The 19414-nt window shown below is 58.8% G+C and carries 19 protein-coding genes, 3 tRNA genes and 1 riboswitch; of the genes, 14 read left to right on the top strand and 8 right to left on the bottom strand.

Annotated features, from left to right (window positions below; all coding sequences use genetic code 11):
* Positions 1-160: 160 nt before the first annotated feature.
* Positions 161-754, top strand: coding sequence for a Holliday junction branch migration protein RuvA (gene ruvA, locus JHD64_RS18165; protein WP_059287523.1), 594 nt, complete (start codon positions 161-163; stop codon positions 752-754).
* A gap of 94 nt (positions 755-848) precedes the next feature.
* Here the strand turns inward: ruvA and ribB are convergent, their stop codons facing one another.
* Entirely contained in the window at positions 849-1505 is a 657-nt protein-coding gene (gene ribB / locus JHD64_RS18170; protein ID WP_199054790.1) for a 3,4-dihydroxy-2-butanone-4-phosphate synthase, read from the bottom strand.
* Between the two features lie 177 nt (positions 1506-1682).
* A riboswitch (FMN riboswitch) is annotated at positions 1683-1837 on the bottom strand.
* A 90-nt stretch (positions 1838-1927) separates the two neighbouring features.
* Here ribB and ruvB point away from each other — a divergent pair.
* Genes ruvB through JHD64_RS18185 form a run of 3 tightly spaced genes read left to right on the top strand, consistent with a single transcriptional unit; the run spans position 1928 to position 4147 of the window.
* Positions 1928-2962, top strand: coding sequence for a Holliday junction branch migration DNA helicase RuvB (gene ruvB / locus JHD64_RS18175; protein ID WP_059287524.1), 1035 nt, complete (start codon positions 1928-1930; stop codon positions 2960-2962).
* Between the two features lie 4 nt (positions 2963-2966).
* Positions 2967-3674, top strand: a complete 708-nt coding sequence (locus JHD64_RS18180; RefSeq protein ID WP_199054792.1) for a glutamine amidotransferase — start codon at positions 2967-2969, stop codon at positions 3672-3674.
* Between the two features lie 53 nt (positions 3675-3727).
* A complete protein-coding gene (locus JHD64_RS18185; RefSeq protein WP_059286633.1) occupies positions 3728-4147 on the top strand; it encodes a hypothetical protein in 420 nt (139 codons plus the stop codon).
* A 55-nt stretch (positions 4148-4202) separates the two neighbouring features.
* Here the strand turns inward: JHD64_RS18185 and proB are convergent, their stop codons facing one another.
* The 3 genes from proB to JHD64_RS18200 all read right to left on the bottom strand — a co-directional run bounded on the left by proB (position 4203) and on the right by JHD64_RS18200 (position 8404).
* Positions 4203-5321, bottom strand: coding sequence for a glutamate 5-kinase (proB, locus tag JHD64_RS18190; RefSeq protein ID WP_059286632.1), 1119 nt, complete (start codon positions 5319-5321; stop codon positions 4203-4205).
* A gap of 66 nt (positions 5322-5387) precedes the next feature.
* Entirely contained in the window at positions 5388-6926 is a 1539-nt protein-coding gene (locus JHD64_RS18195; RefSeq protein ID WP_199054794.1) for a hypothetical protein, read from the bottom strand.
* Between the two features lie 128 nt (positions 6927-7054).
* Positions 7055-8404, bottom strand: a complete 1350-nt coding sequence (locus JHD64_RS18200) for an adenosylmethionine--8-amino-7-oxononanoate transaminase (RefSeq protein WP_199054796.1) — start codon at positions 8402-8404, stop codon at positions 7055-7057.
* 189 nt (positions 8405-8593) lie between these two features.
* On the opposite strand from JHD64_RS18200, the gene JHD64_RS22235 reads away from it, so the two are divergent.
* From JHD64_RS22235 to JHD64_RS18220, 4 genes are all read left to right on the top strand, one after another.
* The gene (locus JHD64_RS22235; protein WP_082693530.1) at positions 8594-9016 is read left to right on the top strand and encodes a pilin; all 423 of its coding nucleotides are present in this window, start codon (positions 8594-8596) and stop codon (positions 9014-9016) included.
* Between the two features lie 20 nt (positions 9017-9036).
* Entirely contained in the window at positions 9037-9483 is a 447-nt protein-coding gene (locus JHD64_RS22240) for a pilin (protein ID WP_059286630.1), read from the top strand.
* Between the two features lie 52 nt (positions 9484-9535).
* Positions 9536-11386, top strand: coding sequence for a PglL family O-oligosaccharyltransferase (locus tag JHD64_RS18215; RefSeq protein ID WP_199054797.1), 1851 nt, complete (start codon positions 9536-9538; stop codon positions 11384-11386).
* Between the two features lie 95 nt (positions 11387-11481).
* On the top strand, positions 11482-13269 hold the full coding sequence (locus JHD64_RS18220) for a PglL family O-oligosaccharyltransferase (RefSeq protein WP_199054798.1): 1788 nt from the start codon (positions 11482-11484) through the stop codon (positions 13267-13269).
* Positions 13270-13342: 73 nt separating this feature from the next.
* Here the strand turns inward: JHD64_RS18220 and rpoH are convergent, their stop codons facing one another.
* The 4 genes from rpoH to ftsY form a co-directional block, all read right to left on the bottom strand.
* Positions 13343-14206 carry an RNA polymerase sigma factor RpoH gene (gene rpoH, locus JHD64_RS18225; protein ID WP_059286628.1) on the bottom strand — a complete coding sequence of 288 codons (864 nt, stop codon included), beginning with the start codon at positions 14204-14206 and terminating at the stop codon, positions 13343-13345.
* A gap of 199 nt (positions 14207-14405) precedes the next feature.
* Entirely contained in the window at positions 14406-15314 is a 909-nt protein-coding gene (ftsX, locus tag JHD64_RS18230) for a permease-like cell division protein FtsX (RefSeq protein WP_059286627.1), read from the bottom strand.
* Positions 15311-15964, bottom strand: a complete 654-nt coding sequence (gene ftsE, locus JHD64_RS18235) for a cell division ATP-binding protein FtsE (RefSeq protein ID WP_059286634.1) — start codon at positions 15962-15964, stop codon at positions 15311-15313. The genes ftsX and ftsE overlap by 4 nt, the downstream gene beginning before the upstream one ends.
* Before the next feature lie 112 nt (positions 15965-16076).
* Complete coding sequence (gene ftsY / locus JHD64_RS18240) at positions 16077-17195, bottom strand: signal recognition particle-docking protein FtsY (protein WP_199054799.1); 1119 nt, start codon at positions 17193-17195, stop codon at positions 16077-16079.
* 450 nt (positions 17196-17645) lie between these two features.
* On the opposite strand from ftsY, the gene rsmD reads away from it, so the two are divergent.
* The 6 genes from rsmD to JHD64_RS18270 all read left to right on the top strand — a co-directional run.
* Complete coding sequence (rsmD, locus tag JHD64_RS18245) at positions 17646-18206, top strand: 16S rRNA (guanine(966)-N(2))-methyltransferase RsmD (protein ID WP_059287602.1); 561 nt, start codon at positions 17646-17648, stop codon at positions 18204-18206.
* Between the two features lie 99 nt (positions 18207-18305).
* On the top strand, positions 18306-18557 hold the full coding sequence (locus tag JHD64_RS18250) for a YfhL family 4Fe-4S dicluster ferredoxin (protein WP_059287601.1): 252 nt from the start codon (positions 18306-18308) through the stop codon (positions 18555-18557).
* Positions 18558-18696: 139 nt separating this feature from the next.
* Positions 18697-18782: transfer RNA gene (locus JHD64_RS18255), tRNA-Tyr, on the top strand.
* A 53-nt stretch (positions 18783-18835) separates the two neighbouring features.
* Positions 18836-18909: transfer RNA gene (locus tag JHD64_RS18260), tRNA-Gly, on the top strand.
* A 21-nt stretch (positions 18910-18930) separates the two neighbouring features.
* Positions 18931-19005: transfer RNA gene (locus JHD64_RS18265), tRNA-Thr, on the top strand.
* A 39-nt stretch (positions 19006-19044) separates the two neighbouring features.
* On the top strand, positions 19045-19414 hold a 370-nt coding region (locus JHD64_RS18270), incomplete at its 3' end, for a GTP-binding protein (protein WP_199054803.1).

Consider the following 19414-nt stretch of genomic DNA (forward strand, 5'->3'; position numbering starts at 1 on the left):
CGGGTTTGCCGCGTTGCAGCTGTGGCGGCATGCCGCCGAGCCGGCACGCTTGCGCCCGGCCATCATTGCCACCATCATGGCGGCCAATCTGTTTCCGCTGCTGCTGGCCCTGGCTTTGCTGCTGGGCTGAGCGGCGGCATATCCCTGGAGAATCACCCCCATGATCGGACGCCTCAGCGGCAATCTCATCGAAAAACTGCCGCCGCAAGTGGTGGTGGATGTCAACGGTGTCGGCTACGAAGTGGATGTGCCGATGACCACCTTTTACCAGCTACCGGCGCTGGGCCAGAAAACCACTTTGTTCACGCATCTGGTGGTGCGTGAGGATGCCCACCTGCTGTATGGCTTTGCCAGCAAGGAGGAGCGCGAAACCTTCCGCCAGCTGATCAAGGTCAGTGGTATCGGTGCCAAGATCGCCCTGGCGGTGCTCTCAGGCATGACTGCCGATGAGCTGGCGGTGGCGATTGCCAGTGAAGACCTCAAGCGTCTCTCCTCGGTGCCGGGCATCGGCAAGAAAACCGCCGAACGGCTGGTGCTGGAGTTGCGCGGCAAGCTGGCCACCGGCAGCAATCTGGCGGTGCCGGGCGGCCTGCCCTTTGCCGCCACGCCGGACGACAAGAGCGATATCGTCAATGCGCTGCTGGCACTGGGTTACAACGACAAGGAAGCCGCTGCCGCCACCAAGGGCTTGCCGGCGGAGGTGACGGTGAGCGACGGGGTGCGGCTGGCGCTGAAGAACCTGATGAAGGGCTAGTGGCTGCTGCCATCTCTGGGCAAGCGGCAATGAACAAGGCCAGCGGCATGCCGCTGGCCTTGTTGCTGTCACGCCGCGGCCGGCAAAGCAGGCGTCAGGCGCAGACGGCTTCGGCTTGCTGCTGTCGCCACTGTGCCAGTTCCGCTACCGTCAGCATGGGCAGCTGGTGCAAGGCGGCATAGGCCTGCAGCTGTGCACCGCGCATCATGCTGCCATCCGGGTTCATCAGCTCGCACAACACCCCTGCCGGGCTGTAGCCCGCCAGCGTGGCCAGCTCCACGGCCGCTTCGGTATGGCCGCGCCGCTCCAGCACGCCACCGGGCCGGGCGATCAAGGGAAAGACATGGCCGGGGCGGGCCAGATCTTGTGGTTTGGCGAGTGGAGCGATGGCGGCGCGAATGGTGGTGACGCGGTCGGCGGCGGATACCCCGGTGCTCACGCCATGCGCCGCTTCGATGCTGACGGTGAAGGCCGTGCCATGGCGGCTGCGGTTGTCTTGCACCATGGGGGGCAGCTGCAGCCTTGCCGCATGGGCCGGGGTCAGGCACAGGCAGACAATGCCGCTGCCATCACGAATCAGTCGTGCCATTTCCGGCAGGCTCAAGCGGTCGGCCGCCAGGATCAGGTCGGCCTCGTTTTCGCGGTCGTCATCATCGCTGACAATCACTGGCCGGCCTTGACGCAAGGCGGTTAACGCGACGGCCAGCCGCGGGGGCAGGGAAGAAAGTTGGGTAGGCTGGGTGTAAGGCATGAAACGGTCCTCGATCAGGTCTGAGAAACACGTTTCAGGGCATGAAAAGCCGCCAGCACCACGGCGGTGGTGCCAGCGTGGGCGAGCCATGCGGGGGCCGGCCATCATCCAGGACGGACCGCCCGCAGCGCCGCCGGACAGGTCGACTGCAGTCCGGGCTGGCCAGACTGCAGCTGCTGTCATCTTCTTTCATCCGGACTATCACCGTCGGCTCTGGCATCGCACCAGATCTGCTGACCCTCTTTCATCGGAAAAAGGCGCTCGCGGGCTCGGCCTGCCAGTGTGCAGGCCATACCGCCGGTGGGGAGTTGCACCCCGCCCTGAAGACGTAGCAAGGCCGCGCAATGTGCGTCGGCCAGCGGCCAGTATAGCGCAGTGGTAAGATGGCGGGATCGCACCATTTGGCTTTACGGCAACGGCACATGATTGAAACCGACAACCTGATCGGCGGCGCAGCGGAGCGCCGCATCGTCACCCAGCAAAGCCTGTCCACCCAGGAAGAAGCGCTGGAACGCGCCCTGCGGCCCAAGCTGCTGGATGAATACGTCGGCCAGAAAAAAGCGCGTGAACAGCTGGAAATCTTTATCGAAGCGGCCAAGCGCCGTGGCGAGGCGCTGGATCATGTGTTGCTGTTCGGCCCGCCCGGTCTGGGCAAGACCACGCTGGCCCACATCGTGGCGCGTGAAATGGGTGTCAACCTGCGCCAGACTTCCGGCCCCGTACTGGAGCGTGCCGGCGATCTGGCGGCGCTGTTGACCAATCTGGAGCCGCATGATGTGCTGTTCATTGATGAAATCCACCGCTTGAGTCCGGTGGTGGAGGAAATCCTCTACCCGGCGCTGGAGGACTACCAGATCGACATCATGATCGGCGAAGGACCAGCCGCACGCTCGGTCAAGCTCGACCTGCCGCCCTTTACCCTGATCGGGGCGACCACCCGTGCCGGCATGCTGACCAATCCGCTGCGCGACCGTTTCGGCATTGTGGCGCGGCTGGAGTTTTACACCGCCGAGGAGCTGACGAAAATCGTCAGCCGCTCGGCCGGTCTGCTTAATGTCACCCTGGCCGACGATGGCGCTTTTGAAGTGGCCCGGCGCTCGCGCGGCACGCCGCGTATCGCCAACCGCCTGCTGCGGCGGGTGCGCGATTATGCCGAAGTGAAATCCGATGGCATCGTCACCGCCCAGGTGGCGGATGCGGCGCTGGCCATGCTGGACGTGGACCCGGCCGGACTGGACGTGATGGACCGCAAGCTGCTGGCGGCCATTCTGGAAAAATTTGGCGGCGGCCCGGTGGGGCTGGACAATGTCGGTGCCGCCATTGGCGAATCCACCGACACCATCGAAGACGTGATCGAACCCTTCCTGATTCAACAAGGCTATCTGCAGCGTACACCGCGCGGGCGGATGGCCACGGCACTGGCCTACACCCATTTCGGCCTGCCGCTCAAAGACTAGTCCCATGCAGAAAATCATCATCAAGACCGGCCGTACCTATCCGGCACTGGCAGCACAACTGGGCGATTTCGAAAACTGGATTGAACGCGAACTGGGCGCCGCCCCCGGCGAGTGGCGGGTGGTCGATGTCCAGCGCGGCGAAGCCTTGCCGGCGGTGGCCGACTGCGCCGGTGCGGTGCTGACCGGCTCGCCGGCCATGGTCAGTGACTATGAAGAATGGAGTGTCAGCACGGCGGCCTGGCTGCGCGAGGCGGTCGCGGGCAATGTGCCGCTGCTGGGCATTTGCTATGGTCACCAGCTGCTGGCCGATGCGCTGGGCGGCCAGGTTGGCTATCACCCGCAGGGGCCGGAAGCCGGCGTGGTGGATATCCGGCTATTGCCCGAGGCCGGGCAGGATCCGCTGCTGGCCGGGCTGCCGGCGGCCTTCCCCGCGGCGGTGATTCACTGGCAATCGGTGACGGCCTTGCCGCCCGGTGCGGTGCGGCTGGCCGCCAATGATTTCGAAGCCAACCATGCCTTCCGCATCGGTTCGGCCTGGGGCGTGCAGTTCCATCCCGAGTTTGATACGGCCGCCATGGCGGCTTATCTGCACCATCTCGCCCCGGCCTTGCAGGCCGCCGGCAAAAGCGTAGAGGTCTTGCATCAGTCATTGCGGCCTACCCCGCATGCAGCGGGGCTGCTGCAACGGTTTGCCCGTTTGCTCGCACACTAGGTGGCCTGATCCGGCCATCCCGGTCCAACTTTGTTTTCCAGAAAGGGAACATCATGTTTTATGCACTGTTTGTCGCCATTGTTGCAGTGGCGCTGGCCGCTTCGCTGGCGGTGGTGCGTTTTTTTGATCCGGCGGTCTACAAGATTCTGCAGCGCACGCTGGGGCAGGATCTGGCGGATGCCTGGCGCCGCTATATCAGCTTTGCCATTCTGGTGGCCGGAATTTCCGGCGGCGTGCGGCCGTGGAATCTGGAACAGTACCTGCCGCCCTCGGCCGGCAAGGGGAGTACCCAGCTGGAAATTACCGGTGCGCGCTGGCTGCTGGAGCTGTGGAATGCGCTGACCGAAACCCTGCGCTCGATTGCGCTGGTGATGCTGCTGTTTTTCCTGTGCTCGATGATGGCGTATGTGATTGCCCGTTCGCTGGAGTTGCGCCGCGCCAGGCAGGGTGAGCCGGATGAGGGTGGCGAGTGAGTCGTGCAAATGAAACAAGCCAGCTTATGCTGGCTTGTTTCATTTCATCGTACAGTTACAGCGTGACCATATTGTCACGGTGGATCAATTCCGGCTCCACCATATAGCCCAGTGTGGCTTCGATTTCGCGGGTGGTTTTCTTCATGATCAGGCGGGCTTCGTCCGAGCTGTAGTTGACCAGACCACGTGCCACTTCCCGCCCTTGCTGATCGACACAGGCCACGGCCTCGCCGCGCAGGAAATCGCCTTCGATGGCGGTGACGCCAACCGGCAGCAGGCTGGTGCCGCGTTCGCGCACGGCCAGGGCGGCGCCGTTGTCCAGCACGATGCGGCCGGTGAGCTTGAGGTGATCGGCCAGCCACTGCTTGCGTGCGGCCATGCGGTTGGTGGGCGCCAGCAGCTGGGTGCCAATGCCTTCACCATCCGCCAGTCGCGACAGCACATCATGCTCGCGGCCGCAGGCAATCACCGTGGCGGCACCGCTGCGCGCCGAACGCTTGGCGGCCAGAATCTTGGTGATCATGCCGCCAGTGCCCACGCTGGAGCCGGCACCACCGGCCATGTCCTCCAGCTTGGGATCGCCGGCTTCCGCCTCGTGCACGAAGATGGCATCCGGATGCTTGCGCGGATCGGCACTATACAGGCCTTGCTGGTCGGTCAGGATGATCAGCGCGTCGGCTTCGATCAGGTTGGTGACCAGCGCGCCCAGAGTGTCGTTGTCGCCAAAGCGGATTTCATCGGTGACCACGGTGTCGTTCTCATTGATGATGGGCACGACATTGAGGTTGAGCAGGGTGGTGAGGGTGGAGCGGGCATTCAGGTAACGCGTGCGATCGGCCAGGTCTTCGTGGGTCAGCAGGATTTGTGCGGTTTTCAGGCCGAATTCGCGAAAAGCCGTTTCATAAGCCTGGCACAAGCCCATCTGGCCCACGGCCGCGGCGGCCTGCAGTTCGTGCACCCCCTTGGGGCGTACCGACCAGCCCAGCCGCTGGCATCCTTCGGCGATGGCCCCGCTGGATACCAGGACCACCTGCTTGCCACGACGCTTGAGTTCGGCGATTTCCGCAGCCCAGCGCGCCAGCGCCGACAGGTCCAGCCCCTTGCCGTCATTGGTTACCAGGCTGGAGCCCACCTTGACCACGATACGGCTGGCGGCATGAATCACCGAACGCATACAAAATCCTCTGTCTGGCTATGAATATCGAGCTGCCCAGTGTACCGCAAACTGCCGTGGCATGGCTCAGAAGTACTCGCTGGCGCGGAATTCCATCAGCTGGAAATGGGGTGACTGCCTGTCCAGGCGCGAGCTGCGGATCAGGCTTTCTCCAGCCTCGTCCCACAGGCGGAATTCGCGCAGCCGGCTGAACTGACGCCCCTGGGTGAGCAGCAGCGGCGGACGGTGCAGGCTGGCAATGGCCGGCAGGCGCAGCGCGAACTGTGGCGTATCGGCGGGATGGGTGATGCTGGGGATGAGCATCACGGCTGCCGGCTGCTTGCCGATGAGCTCGACGCCACACTCCACGTCAATGCCATCCGGCAGCAGCGATACCCAGCAGATCATGCACAGCTGGGCGGTATCCGGTTTGCCTGGCCGGGTCAGCAGAATGGCCTCGCCGGCGCGCAGTGTCTGGCCGCGTGGCTGGCCGCGCAGCAAAAAGCCGGTGGCGCTCTGATTCACCACCACAAACAGGCTGGGGGCGGGCGGTGCGCGGGTACTGGCCGGGGGCGCGGCCTGTTCGTTGCCGGCCTGTACCCAGCTCATGCCATTGCAGCGATACCAGATGGCGGGAATGGTGGAGATCAGTTCGATGACTTCCTGCATGGGCAGGCGCGGATGACGCCGCCGCCGTGGCTGTTGCCATTCGGCAGCCAGTGATTGCAGCAGGGCCAGCTCATCGTAAACCTGGCTGGGGCTATGGCTGGTGTTCTGCAGCCGGGTCAGCTGCTCCACGCTATGCGTCAGTACCGTGATGGCCTGGGAAAGGTCGAGCAGATAGCAGGCGGCTTCCAGTGTTTCGCTCTGCACACGCAGGAAGCGCGGCGGCTCATCGCGGCTGGAATCCACCAGATAGCCATGCACCGTTCCCTTGAGGGCTTCCACCGGCAGCAGGACGGTCTGGCGCGACAAATCCATGATCAGTTGCTTGGTCACCAGCAGTTCCGGCATCGACAGCCGGTTGGTGGAGGTCAGCCCCAGCAGCAGGATTTGCCGGTAGATCAGCTCCAGTGAGTCGTCCTTTTCCAGCTGCTTTTCCTGCCAGCCGCGCGCCAGGGCAAAGCTGTACAGCTGGTGGCAGTCTTGCCAGAAGTGTGCGGGGGGCGGGCTGTAGCTCTGGCAACAAATGTTCAGCAGCTGCCGCGCCGCCATCATGGTATACAGTAGCAGTTCGATGCGCTGATGTTCACGCTCCAGCAGACCACGCTTGGCCAGACGCTCGCTCAGGGTGAGCTTGAAAGCGACAAAGATGGACTCGAACAGCGCCGCCCCCAGCATGGCCAGCTGGCGGGTACGCACGACCGAGGTGAGGTCGGTCTGCACAATCTCGCTTTCCAGCGCCGGATAGTAGCGATCCAACCCTTTGAGGTAGTGCAATAGCAGCTTGTGCCGATTGCCCACTTCCATTGGCGTACGGCTCAGGCCACGCAGGGCCTCGAGCAGGAGGCGACCGCATTCTTGCAGGTCGCTGTATGGCAAGCGCTCTACCCAGCTGGCTACGCTGTCGGGGTTGGTGTCGACCAATCGCGGGTCCCTATCCAGGGCGGGCAAGGCAAGCTGCATCGTGCGTCCTAATGGCAAGGCGGAGTAGCGCAGGGAGGAAAAGGCGGGGTAGTAGCCAAGCGCTATCCCCCCGCCATGTATTCATCCGCCATGCTATTTGAATCAAGCCGGCCAAGGCAAGGTCGCCCTCAGGGCAAGGCAGTCACGGGCCCGGTCAAAGCATCGTTTTGTTGACTTAACTCATCCAGTACCTGCGTGGTGGCCTGGAACAGCTGGGTCATCTCCTCTGGCTGCAGGATATAAGGCGGCATGAAGTACACGGTTTTGCCGATTGGCCTTACCAGGCAACCATGCTTAAGCATGGCTGAGAAAAAGGCTTGTGCAAAGTCCGCGCGCGGGCTGTCGACATCAAAGGCCCAGATCATGCCGGTATGCCGGAAATGCCTGACATCCGCCCGCTCGGCCAGCGGTGCCAGAATGGCGCTGAAGGTCGCCGCCAGTTCACGGTTGCGGGCAATGATGTCCTCATCGGCAAAGATATCCAGTACCGCCAGTGCCGCACTGCAGGCCAGTGCATTGCCGGTGTAGCTGTGCGAGTGCAGAAAACCGCGCGTGACCTCATCGTGATAGAAGGCCTGATAGATCGTCGCGCTGGTCAGCACGCAGGACAGGGGCAGGAAGCCGCCGGTAATGCCTTTGGAAAGGCACAGAAAGTCCGGCGTGATGCCGGCCTGCTCGCAGGCAAACAGGGTGCCGGTGCGACCAAAACCGACGGCGATTTCATCGGCAATCAGGTGTATCTGATACTGATCACACAGCCGGCGCAGCTCCGTGAGATAAACCGGATCGTGCATGGCCATGCCGGCCGCACCCTGCACCAGCGGCTCGACGATGATGGCGGCCATTTCACCCGCTTTCTTGGCCAGCACATTCTCCAGCGAGCGCAAGGCCTGTCTTGCCACATCGGCTGCACTTTGCCCCGGGCGGGCCTGGCGCGCATCCGGGCTGGGAACCCGCACCCCCGGTTTCAGCAGCGGGGCATAGGTGGCGGAAAACAGCGGTACATCGGTTACCGCCAGCGCACCGGCCGTTTCGCCGTGATAGCTGTTGTCCAGGCTGATAAAGCGGCACTTCTCCGGCCGGCCGACATTCTTCCAGTAGTGGAAGCTCATTTTCAGCGCGATTTCGGTGGCGCTGGCACCATCCGAAGCATAAAACGCATGATCCAGCCCGCTCAGTGCGCATAGCCGCTCGGACAGTTCAATGACCGGCCGGTGGGTAAAGCCGGCCAGAATGACATGCTCCACCTGATCCAGTTGATCCTTGATCGCCTGCTTGATCCTAGGGTTACCATGGCCGAACAGATTGACCCACCAGGAACTGACGGCATCCAGATAGCGCCTGCCTTCGAAATCCTCCAGCCACACCCCTTCGGCACGGGCAATGGGAACGATGGGCAAGGTTTCATGGCGTTTCATTTGGGTACATGGATGCCACACATGCTGGCGGCTGCGCTGCAGCCAGTCCTGATTGCTCACGACAAACTCCTGAATGGGGAATGGACTGGATGCTATCACAGGCTGGCAGCGCGACCCGAACTGACAAAAAACGTCACATCCTGCCGCATACAGCAGGCCATGTGCTGCGCTAATGGGCCGAATTCTCAGGATGAAGCTGCTTGGCACGCTTTCTGCAAGGTATGGACAGTGCATACCACGGAGAGGGTCATGCGGGGCAATAATGGTTTTACCCTGATTGAGTTGATGATTGTTGTTGCCATCATCGGTATTCTGGCGGCAATTGCGATACCGGCTTATCAGGATTACACGTTACGGGCCAAGGTGGCTGAAGGGCTTAGCTTTGCGGACCATGCTAAAACATCGGTCAGCGAGTATTACACTTCGATGGGTGGGTGGCCGGCAAATAATGCCAGCGCTGGGTTGCCTACCAGCTTGCCCGGCAATTATGTTAGTGATGTGCAGATTTCAATCAGCAGTGGTGTCAGTATAGTGAATGTTTCATTTGCTAGTGCGGTAGCGTCGGGTTTGGTGCTGACACTGACCCCTGCAGCGAGTAGTCAAGGCAGCATTGTTTGGGCTTGTTCTAGTACTGCTGGTTATGAGAAATACTTACCTTCAACATGTCGTTGATTTTCTAGGAGAGTCGAATTATGAACAATAAAGTTCAACAAGGTTTTACCCTGATCGAACTGATGATCGTGGTGGCGATTATTGGTATTTTGGCCGCCATTGCCATTCCGGCCTATCAGGATTACACCGCCCGTGCCAAGGTGACGGAAGGTTTGAACGCCGCTGCGGCGGCAAAAGCTTCGGTTTCTGAATATGCCATCAGCCAAGGGCAGCTGCCGAGCACCATGGCTTCTGCAGGTATTTCCTCTGCTAGCTCTACTTATGTGGCTTCGACGGTCCTCTCTACTGGTGGTGTTATTTCCATCAAGATGCAGAATATCAATTCTGATATCAATGGTAACTACTTCTCTCTGGTTCCGCTCCTTGCTTCTGGTGCGGTAAACTGGTCTTGCCGTACCGGTGATGGTACCGGTGTTAATTCTAATGCTATTCCGACGAAGTATCTGCCGGCAAACTGCCGCGGTTAATGTTTGAATGATAAGGGGCGCATATGGCGCCCCTTTTTTTATTTTACGGCCCATGAATAAAAACCTTCATCTGAACCCTGTCGAGCTACGACAATTTGGCCTGGCATTGCTGATCAGCTTGTCTGTGACGCTGCCATTTTTTAGCTGGTTTCGCTATGCGCCACTGACAGACTGGGTTTCGGATGCCTCGGCCTTGTTTCTGTTGGCCTGCTCCCTTCCTCTGATGTTACCCATGAAAGGGCGCTCGGTAGTTAGCTCTTCCTGGGTTTTCCTGTTTGCTTTTGCTGTGGGTTTTTACCTGTTGCTCAGTAATAAGCATCTGGATAGTGCTACGGTTTTTATTGTACTTGTGTTGTTTCTTGGTGTGTGGTCCTTGCTCTTTTCGTCATATTTTAATGATAAAAAGACAGAGTTGCTGATAGTTGTTTCGTCAGTGATTTTCCTTGCTTGTTTATTGCAAGCCTTGTTGGGTTTGTCGCAGATTTTTAGGCTGGCTCCTTTTTTTTCTGGCTATATTATTTTTGATCAGAATGGAATTGATTCGAATATAATGGGTAATATTGGTCAGAGAAATCAATATGCCCAGTTTTTGTGTTGGGGTATTGTGTCGGCAAGCTATTTGTATGCAATGGGGCGATTAAGGGGGTACCTGTTTTTTATTGCAGTACTGTTCCTGTCCTGGCTCGCGGCTTGTTCGGGTGCTCGATTGGTTTGGGCCTATGCCATTATTTTTGCTTTAGTTGCCTTTTACTGGTACGTCAGAAGAGAGTCTGATGATATTGCTAAAATGTCCGGTGCCATGGCGGTGGCCGTTGGTATCATGATTCTGACACAGCTGATGAGTCACCAGATTACTGAATTGTTGGCCTTGGCCGGCCTGCCAGTCCACACCGTCAGTGGTACAGAGAGGTTTTTTTCTGCCGGGTTTGGTGCTAGGCGCTGGGTTGAGTGGACTAAAGCAATCGATATTTTTCTTCAGCACCCATTCTTCGGTATTGGCTGGGGGCGATTTGGAGCCCAATCTGTTGAAATGGAGTTGAGTGCAGGTTTGCCCAAGGTTCCGGAAAGCTGGCTCTTCACACATTGCCATAATCTGGTATTGCAGCTGTTAGCGGAAACAGGGCTGGTTGGATGCCTGCTTTTTTTGGTACCAGTCATTATCGTGTTCTGTGGATATCTGCAGCGGGGTCAGCAGACGAAAGATAATATGCTGCTGGTGAGTATTGGTTTGCTTGTGCTTGCTCATAGCATGTTTGAATACCCTGTGTGGTATTTGCCATTTCTTGTCATGTTTTTGATTGTTCTGCTGATGGCGCCATTAAAGCCAGTGCAGTTGAAGGTCAGAACTGATTTTCTACGTATTGTCGGGCTTGTCGCATCAGTGCTGGCCTTGCTTTATACCATCAATGGTGTGGAAAATTTCCGTGTCTTGGTTGCATTTCGTACCCCAGCCGTTGGTGCTGCGGATAATTTGCAGCGGTTAAATAGACTGTTTGAAATAGAAAAAAATCCATTGTGGGCTGCTGATGCGGATTTTGTATTGACCAGTTATCTTGTGCCATCAAGATCTGATATCGATCTAAAGCTAAAGCATTTTGAAAGATTGGCAAGCTTTCGTCCTTATCCTGATGTGTTGTTAAAGTTATCCATTTTGTATGCATTAAATAAAAATGAGGTTGCTGCTGAGCATACTTTGAAAATGGCCATTGCCAACTATCCGGATTTTGCCGCAAATTACAGTGTTTATCTGACGGCAATGAAGGAGTTGGACTTAAAGAGCCTGCAGCGAATTGCCCTTACTGCGGCTCATGCCTATGCGGCAAAAGGTAGCCAATATGAGGATGCGCGTATTGCCGCCGTCATGACCGTCGCCTCCCCCGTCACCCGCAAGCCCTTGTTCTAGGTGCTTGACGACACCGCCAGTCTGCTGGCCGGCGGTGTCGTCGCTGCCCTACATGCGGTATCCTCCATGCTTTGCTTTCAGCCTTAGACTCCATCATGTCTTTTCCAACCTTTTCCCGCCGTCTGGCCTTGCTGGCGTTTTGCCTGATCGCCATCATGCCATTTGCCTCGCGTATCCATTTCGTGCCATTGCCGCAGTGGTTTGGCGAAATGAATGTGGTGTGGTTGATGCTGGCCGCGGCTGTCTATCTGTTGCCCAGCGGCATGCTGTTCGAGCGGGTGCCACGTGCCAGCTGGTGGTGTCTGTCGCTGGCCCTTGTGTGGGCCGTGCAGCCGCAGCTGGTGCATGCGCTATTCCCCGGCATGAGCTATGCCACGGCGCTGGCCTGGCTGACGATGGCCTTGCTGGCGGGCTTGTCCTATAGCTTGCAGCAGACATTTGGCAGTCGCGAATTTGCGGTGTGGCTGGCGCGCGCCATCATTGTCGGCGGGCTGGTGCAGTCGCTTATCGGCCTGGCGCAACTGACCGGCTTGGCCAATAGCCTGGGACTGTTTTACGACAGTGCTCACCCGACGACCAATATCTTTGGCCATATCGGCCAGCGCAACCAGTATGCCCATTACCTGATGTGGTCGGTGGTCAGCGGGGTGTATCTGTTTGCAGTGGAGCGCATGGCGCGTGGCTGGTTGGCACTGCTGGTGCTGTGGCTGGGGCTGATGCTGGCTTATGCCGCGTCACGTACCACCTTGCTGTATCTGCTGGCCTTGACCTTGCTGGGCGGGCTGTGGCACTGGCGAATGCAGTCGGCGGTATCGCGCCGGCTGATGTGGGCAATGCTGCTGTCTTGTGTGGTGGTGTTTGCGGCGCAGTTTGCCTTGCCGCTGGTGAACCATCTGCTGTCTGTGCTGACGCATGCTGCGGTGAACAATGCTTCTGGAGTGGAGCGGCTGGCGGCCAATGGCGATGATATGGGCTCGCGCCGGCTGGCTGAAATGGGCAAGGCCTGGATGAGTTTCAAGGCTCACCCGCTGTGGGGGGTGGGCTGGTCGCAATATGCGGCAGAAAGTGTGCGCTTGCAGCCCTTGCCGCAATTTGCATCAGCCGGCTTCAACAGCGGCTTGTTTACCAATTGCCATAATCTGATTCTGCAATTGCTGGTGGAAATGGGCTTGCCGATTACCTTGCTGGTGCTGGGTGGCTTTGCCTGGGTGATCTGGCCTTTCTTCAGCGAGCAGGCGGAGGCCGAAGGCATGCTGGCCCTTGGCTGCATGGCGGTCACGCTGATTCACTCCATGCTGGAGTATCCACTGTGGTATCTGTATTTCCTGGCGATGCTGGTGGTGTTTGCCTCGATGTCGCCTGCGCGTACCGACCGTGCCGGCTGGCTGCTGCGGGCGGGTTGGATGCTGGGCATGTTGTTCATCGGCTATATGTCGGTGGTGACCTGGTCCACCTATAACGAGCTGGTGGGGCTGTATACCCAGACGAATAATCCGGCGCGCGATGCCAAGCGGCAGTTGCGGCTGGCCGAGATCATGGAGCAGCAGCCGCTGTTTGCCTACCATGCCCTAAGCACACTGGATGATTATCTGGTGGCCGACAAGGACAATCTGGCGCGCAAGCTGCAATGGGAGGAACGCCTGACAGCTTTCCGCCCCTATCCCGATGTGATGATGAAAAAGGCACAAATGCTGGCGCTGGCCGGGCGTGAGGCTGAGGCGCAGGAGACGGTGCGTACGGCGCTGGCCTCCTTCCCGACTTATGCCAAGGATTACCTGGACGGTATCGATGAAGACGTCCCGGCATGGCAGCCGCTGCGCAAGATTGCACAGCAGGTATTTGACCGCCTGCCAGTCAAATATCGTGGTGGTGAAGGGGATTAAACCCTAGTGGTTAAGCTTGAATAGCAAAGCCCGCGCTGGATGGCGCGGGCTTTTTCATTGCAGCAACGGCTTATCAGTTGTCGATGACCACACCTTCGCTCAGCGCAGTCTTCATCTTGCTCAATGCCTTGGCCTCGATCTGGCGGATGCGCTCGGCGGAAACGCCAAACTCGGCGGCGAGTTCGTGCAGGGTTGCTCCGCCATCGTCAGCCAGCCAGCGTGCTTCGACAATGCGACGGCTGCGGGCATCCAGCGACGCCAGTGCGTATTCGATGCCTTCGGTTTGCAGATGGTCGAAGGCTTTGCGTTCCAGGGCATGGGTCGGTTCGTGATGGGCATCGGCCAGCCAGTCGATGGGGGCGAATCCTTCATCATCGCCATCGTCGGCAATCAGCGCGATATCCTGCCCGCTCATGCGCGTTTCCATTTCGCGCACTTCTTCCGGCTTGACACCGAGGTCTTCGGCGATCTGCCGGGCTTCATTTTCGCTTAGTGCCGAAAAACTGCTTTTCATGCTGCGCAGATTGAAAAACAGCTTGCGCTGCGGCTTGGTGGTGGCAATACGCACCAGACGCCAGTTGCGCAGGATGAATTCGTGAATTTCAGCCTTGATCCAGTGCACGGCAAAGGAGAACAGCCGTACGCCACGGCCCGGTTCGAAGCGTTTGACCGCTTTCATCAGGCCGATATTGCCTTCCTGGATCAGGTCGGCCTGTTGCAGGCCGTAGCCGGCATAGCCGCGTGAAATCGATACGACAACACGCAGGTGTGACAGCACCATCTGGCGAGCGGCTTCCAGATCATTGTCTTGCTGGAAGCGGGTGGCCAGCTCGGTTTCCTGTTCGGGGGTCAGCATGGGAACACTGTTCACCGCCTGGATGTATTGCTCCAGGCTGCCGCTGGACGACGGAACGGGCAAGGCAAATGTTGTGGTCATCAGTGTAACTACCTCCTTGGGTAGTGCTATGTTAGCACTCGTATATTGAGAGTGCTAGCAAGCAAAGGTTCCAACGTCAATGATTTTTCCTATCAGACTGATAGTTTTTTCAGTGGAAATTGCCGGAATAGCCTGCTGGTCGACATCGGCTGAATGTCACCATAAGCGACATTCAGCCAAATATGAAAGAGAATGATTGTTAACGAGGTTGAATCTGTCGCAGGTGATGGTCGGAGGCCAGCCGCGCACCCAGCATCGCCAGCAGGGAGGAAATGGCCAGTACGACCAGCAACTCGACAGGGCTGAGGCCACGCAGTTGTACGGCTTCGTTATAAAGCTGGGCAAACTCGTGAATGGCCGGGTTCGCCGTCATCACCAGCCAGCTGGTCAGCCCCCAGGCTGCCAGGCCGGCCAGCAGGCCCTGCCACATGGCGTGGTACATGAAAGGACGGCGGATAAAGCTGTCCGGTGCGCCAATCAGCTTGGCCACTTCGATTTCATCACGACGCGCCAGAATCTGCATGCGCACCGCATTGTGGGTGACCAGTACCAGGGCGATGCCCAGCGCAGCGCCAAGAAACCAGGTCAGCTGTCTGCCCATTTCCACCATGCCATACAGGCGTTTGGCCCAGCGGGCATCGAATTGAGCGGTTTCCACCATGGGCAGGCCGGACAATTCTTTTTGCAGCATTTCCAGCTCGTGCGGTTCCAGCGTCTTGGGTGTAACGACGAAGGCGTCCGGCAGCGGATTGTCGGTCAGGCCGTCACTCAGTCCCGGCAAGCCGTTGCGCTTTTCCAGGTCGGACAGTGCCTGCTTCTTGCCGACAAAGCTGTAACTCTGGATGCGCGGATGCTTGGTCAGGGTGCTGGAGACGGCGGCAAGGTCGGCTTCTTCGGCCGATTGTTCCATGAACAGGGTGATCTGTGGCGTGGCGGTGAGCCGGCCCGCCCATTCCTGGATGCTGCTCACGGTCAGGTAAAGCGACAAGGGCAGGGCCAGTGCGATGGACAGCATCAGCAGGGTCAGCAGGCTGCCGAAGGGTTGGCGCAGGATCTTGACCAGCGCCTGGCGGGCGCTTTGCCAGTTCAGGTAGAGAAAATGTTTCATGCGGCGAACTGTCCTTCCTTCAACCGGATGATGCGGCGGCCGTAGTCTTCCATCAGGGTTTCGTCATGGGCGGAAATCACCACGGTCACGCCTACCTGATGGAAGGATTTGAACAGCTCCATGATGTCCAGCGCGTAGGCACGGTCGAGGTTGGCTGAGGGTTCATCGGCCAGCAACAGGCTGGGGCGGTGTACCACGGCACGGGCAATGCACAGGCGTTGCTGTTCACCGCCAGACAGACGGATCGGCATGGATTTTTCCTTGGCCAGCAGGCCGACCTTGTCCAGCGCGGCACGCACCCGCCGTGCGGCATCGCGACGATCAAAGCCGATGATGTCCAGCGGCAGCATGACGTTGTCGAATACCGAGCGGTCGAACAGCAGCTTGTGGTCTTGAAACACCATGCCGATATGCTGGCGTACATAAGGAATCTGACTGCTGCGCAGCTTGGACAGATTCTGGCCGCTGACAATCACGCTGCCGCTGCTGGCGCGTTCAATGCCGGCGACGAGCTTGAGCAGGGTGGATTTGCCGGCACCGGAGTGTCCGGCCAGAAAGGCCATTTCACCGGTGTCGATGGTAAAGGAAAGATTCTTCAGGGCTTCGTTGCCACCGGGATAACGCTTGGTGACCTGGTCGAACTGAATCATGCGCTGCATTCCCCTTGATCCTGAGCTGCAGGCCGGCGCATCTGCCAGGGCCTGCCGGGTGAGCTGCCGCCGGCAGGCAGTTGCCGGCGCGGGGCTCTATGAAGTAGGTCGATCAGTCGAACAGGGCGTCGACATAATCCTTGCTGTTGAACGGGCGCAGATCGTCGATGCTTTCGCCCACACCGACAAACCGTAGCGGAATCGGCCGCTGCTTGGCAATGGCGGCAATCACGCCACCCTTGGCCGTGCCATCCAGCTTGGTCAGGATCAGCCCGGTCAGGCCCAGGGCATCGTCAAATACCTTGACCTGGCTGATGGCGTTCTGGCCGATATTGGCGTCCAGCACCAGGATGATTTCATGCGGGGCATCCGGCAGCGCCTTCTGGATGACGCGCTTGACCTTCTTGATTTCTTCCATCAGGTGCAGCTGGGTCGGCAGGCGACCCGCGGTATCCGCCAGGACGATGTCGATGCCACGGGCGGTGGCGGCCTGGATGGCATCAAAGCACACGGCGGCGGCATCGCCACCTTGCTGGGCAATCACGGTGACGTTGTTGCGCTCGCCCCAGGCCATCAGCTGTTCGCGCGCCGCGGCGCGGAAGGTATCGCCAGCTGCCAGCAGTACACTCTTGCCTTGCTGTTGATAGTATTTGGCCAGCTTGCCGATGGAGGTGGTCTTACCGGCGCCATTCACCCCGGCCATCATGATCACAAAGGGCTTTTTGCCGCTGACATCCAGCGGCTTTTCCAGGGGATGGATCAGTTCATTGAGCGAATCCTTAAGGGCGCCCTTCAGCTCACTGCCGTCTTTCAGGCCCTTCAGGCTGACCCGTGCGCGCACGTCTTGCAGCAGGTGGACCGTGGCATCCATGCCCATGTCGGCAGTCAGCAGTACGGTTTCCAGCTCTTCGTACAAGTCCTCGTCAATCTTGCCGCCACCAAACAGGCCGGCCAGCGACTTGCCCAGTTTGTCGCGGGTTTTGGACAGGCCGGCCTTCAGGCGCTCGGTCCAGCTTTGCTTGCGGGCGGGCTGTTCCACGGCCGGCGCGCTGGCGGGCGGCGTCGGGCTTACTGGCTGCGCCGTGGTGTCTGCGACGATGTCGACGGTGGCAGGCGGCGTCGCTTGCGGGGTGGAGGGAGCGGCGGCCGGGCGGTTTGCCGGCTGGCTGGCTTGGGGTTCTACAGCCGGGGTTTCAACCGGCTTTGGCTTTTTCTTGAAGAAACTGAACATGCGTCTGCGTAGTCAACGATAGGCGATAAATGGCTAAATTGTATCCTTAAATCAGCAACTGGGCAGAAACGATGGTGATGAAAGCCGTGGCCAGGCCGATTGGCCATGGCCAGCCATGCTGGAACAGCTGAGTGGAGGCGGGTGATTTGGCCGGAGGGTGTGGGCGAGGTGCGGCCATTCGCGACCTATATATAGGGAATGGTCTGGCGGAGTCAGGCATGTTCAAGGGCGGAGCCGTGGCATTGCCGGGCCAGGGTGGGGCTGACCCAGTATTGCGGATACCCCACTTTATATGAGCTCCCTGGTGAGCGATTGCAAATTGTTAGTGTCTGTCCGCCAGCGCACATTGTGACGGCAGGTGCGACACCTTTGCCCCCAATCTGCGTCAGATGCAGCATGGAGGACGGGAAAAGGGTAAACTCTCGCCCTTGAGTTTTTAGCCCACGTGTCATGAATCAACAGCGAAACAAAGTCCGAATCATCGGCGGCCAGTATCGTCGTCGCTTGCTGCCCTTCCCGGATGCGGAAGGTTTGCGCCCGACGCCGGATCGGGTGCGCGAGACCGTGTTCAACTGGTTGGGGCAGGAGCTTTATGGCAAACGCTGTCTCGACTTGTTCGCCGGCAGCGGTGCGCTGGGGTTTGAAGCTGCATCGCGCGAAGCTGCTCGCGTGGTGATGGTGGAAAAATCACGCAAGGTGGCCGAGTCACTCAAGGCCAACCGGCAGTTGCTGGCAGCACATGCCATCGAAGTCGTTCCGATGGATGCACTGCACTACCTGAAAAGCTGTCGCGAACAATTCGACATCATCTTTGTTGATCCGCCGTATGACTCCAGCTTGTTGCTGCAGACATTGCCCATGCTGCAGGCGGTGCTGGCCGTGGACGGCGTATTGTATTTCGAAGCCAGGCACTGGCCGGATAGTTTGCCGGGCTGGCAGATTATCAAACAGGACAAGGCCGGCATGGTGCATTACGCATTGGCGCGGCCCGCCACTGAAGAATCGCTGTGATACGTCGGCAGGTCGCCGTATAAGGATATAACGGGGCGAACTTGCGACCGTGCTGCACGGATGACAGAATCAATACTGTGAATACCTGAGGAAATTACTATGTCTCTCATGATTACCGACGAATGCATCAACTGCGACGTCTGTGAGCCGGAATGCCCGAATAATGCCATTTCGCAGGGTGAGGAGATCTACCAGATCGATCCCAATCTGTGCACGCAATGTGTAGGCCACTACGATGAGCCGCAGTGCCAGCAAGTCTGTCCGGTGGATTGCATCCCGCTGGATCCGGCCCATCCGGAAACCCAGGACGAGCTGCACGCAAAGTACCTGCGCATTTCCGGCAAAGCCTGATCAAGGCTAAGTGCTTGATGCAAAAGACAGAGCCCCGCAGTTTGCGGGGCTTTGTTCTTTTTCCGGCAAAAATAATGAAAAAAAATGCAGCGCAGGTGTTGACGAGAGAAGTGGGTATCTATACTATTCGGGTCTCTCAGGGGGGGTTACCCCAGCGGTCAACGGGTCCGGACTGTAAATCCGGCGGCTCAGCCTTCGAAGGTTCGAATCCTTCTCCCCCCACCAGAATTTTTTACGTCTTGGCGGCGTGTAGTTTGAAAGCCGTATAGTTGTTGCAGGCGGGTGTAGCTCAATGGTAGAGCAGAAGCCTTCCAAGCTTACGACGAGGGTTCGATTCCCTTCACCCGCTCCAAGCGTTAATGCCTGTTAAAGGGCCCATGTAGCTCAGGGGTAGAGCACTCCCTTGGTAAGGGAGAGGTCGGCAGTTCAATTCTGCCCATGGGCACCACCCATTTGTTTGTAGTTATTCAAATCAGGAAATTTTGCCATGGCTAAGGAAAAGTTCGAGCGGACCAAACCGCACGTAAACGTCGGCACCATCGGTCACGTTGACCATGGTAAGACCACCCTGACCGCAGCGATCACCACCATTCTGTCCAAGAAGTTCGGTGGCGAAGCCAAGGACTACTCCCAGATCGACAGCGCGCCGGAAGAAAAGGCTCGTGGTATTACCATTAATACCGCACACGTAGAATACGAAACCGAGTCCCGTCACTACGCTCACGTAGATTGCCCGGGTCACGCCGACTACGTTAAGAACATGATTACCGGTGCAGCCCAGATGGACGGCGCTATCCTGGTATGTTCCGCTGCTGACGGCCCGATGCCGCAAACCCGCGAACACATCCTGCTGTCCC

It is taken from the genome of Aquitalea sp. ASV15 (assembly GCF_016429115.1).
Classification (GTDB): Bacteria; Pseudomonadota; Gammaproteobacteria; order Burkholderiales; family Chromobacteriaceae; genus Aquitalea; species Aquitalea magnusonii.